1 tRNA gene and 1 pseudogene are annotated in these 1,612 nt (G+C 36.8%); both read left to right on the top strand.

What is annotated here, in order from left to right:
• Window positions 1-37 precede the first annotated feature (37 nt).
• Window positions 38-111 (top strand) — tRNA-Val (locus tag AC2VE5_RS27155).
• A 1,169-nt stretch (window positions 112-1,280) separates the two neighbouring features.
• A pseudogene (locus AC2VE5_RS27150) lies at window positions 1,281-1,612 on the top strand (sugar transferase); the annotation flags it as partial.

Genomic DNA, 1,612 nt, shown 5'->3' with positions numbered 1-1,612 from the left:
TTTTTTACCTAAACATATGTTATGTTTAGAGATTCTTGGACGTATAGCTCAGTTGGTTAGAGCGCTACGTTGACATCGTAGAGGTCCCCCGTTCGAGTCGGGGTACGTCCATACCTCCAGTTGTACACCAGGAATAATTAGTTTTAGACGTTGAATTGGGCGCGAACTTCGCGCCTTGGCAAGATTCGTCCCGGAAAACTTCGCGTTCTGTAAACTTTGGATAGCACTTGAAGTAAAAAATAGTTTTGCGTCAGTAGTCTGCAATCAGACTTTGCGCGCTCCTAAGTCTGAGGTGTCTGCTTGCAACACCTCACTAAATGGCATCAGCGCCTCAAAAGCTTTAAGGGTTTAATCCGGTTAAGCCCTTGATAGTCGTTGCCTCAACACTGGCTCAATAGCCAACATTGTTTCGTCCTATCAATGCCTTCTATTGGTGCTTTTCCCGACAAATCTCTTACTCTACTATCTTGCTTATTGCAACACCACCGTATATTTACAGGGTAATCGTGTCTTTACTGAGTTTCTTAGAGATTTGTAAAGTTTCACTACGGTAAAGTTCAGTAATATTCCGCATTGAGATTGTTTAAATTTTATCTTATCTTTAACTCATACCTTAAGTATGTAAGTTTTCAATGAAGCAGCATCTAGTTCGGCACTTCATGTTTACTTAGATAATTGAAGTTATTAACTTACTCACAATATTTGCATAGAAGGCTTAAAACTAGCCTGTGGTTTCGACTACCTAGGCAGCGTAATTGGATGAAATGAAAGGAGGGAATTGGCAAGCCTTGCTTAAAATGAGTTGATAATTTATCCAGATTTATAAATCAAAATTTCAATAAGAAGCTGATGATTTATAAACACATTGTATTTGCAGTTAAACTTACTAATCACTGAGAAAAAAGAGATGGAAATAAGTTTAAATAAACTACCACTCCAATCGCAAAGGTAAATTTTGCTCTCTTTTTTAGAATAATGAAGCTGATAAGTCACTTAATTTTGGCTTATTTATAGCGATAAATTATTTTCTGAATGTAAGTTAGGCGAAAGTATTTTACTTTGACTTTATTAAATATCCGTTCAAATTCAATTTTAATTTTTGAGTTGCTCTCATAACTCATTGATAATTAAAATTTGTTTTTAATGAATATTCACAAATAACAATAGAAATACTCGGTTAAAAGTGACACCTTATGACATCTACTGGTCCCTCTTAGCTAGATTTGCGCGCACCCGTATTTACGCAACTAAATAGGAAAGTTGCTGGAAACTGGCAACTATTGATTGCGCTGATGCTGCTAGATAGCACTGTTTTGTTTGTAGGATGGCAGATTGCCAACAACCACGGGAGTATGATAAACCCTGGTTGGAACGCGCGGCATAATTTACTTTCACTATGGCCAATTATTGCTACCCAAATTGGCATACTTTCAGCAGCCGGACTTTATAGTTCTAGGGAAAAGTGCTGTGATTATTTCGGACTTGTTAAGACATTGACGTTTTTTTACGTCCTACTGTTACTGGTTACTTTATTTAATCAACCAAGTGATTTGGTACCGTGGTCAACTTTTATTTTATCTTGGCTATTGAGCGTATCTTTTACTTGTATCAC

Source organism: Aliterella sp. E5.1, assembly GCF_057473825.1.
The sequence above is the reverse complement of the archived record's forward strand: the minus strand, read 5'-3'. Positions and strand labels throughout refer to the sequence as shown.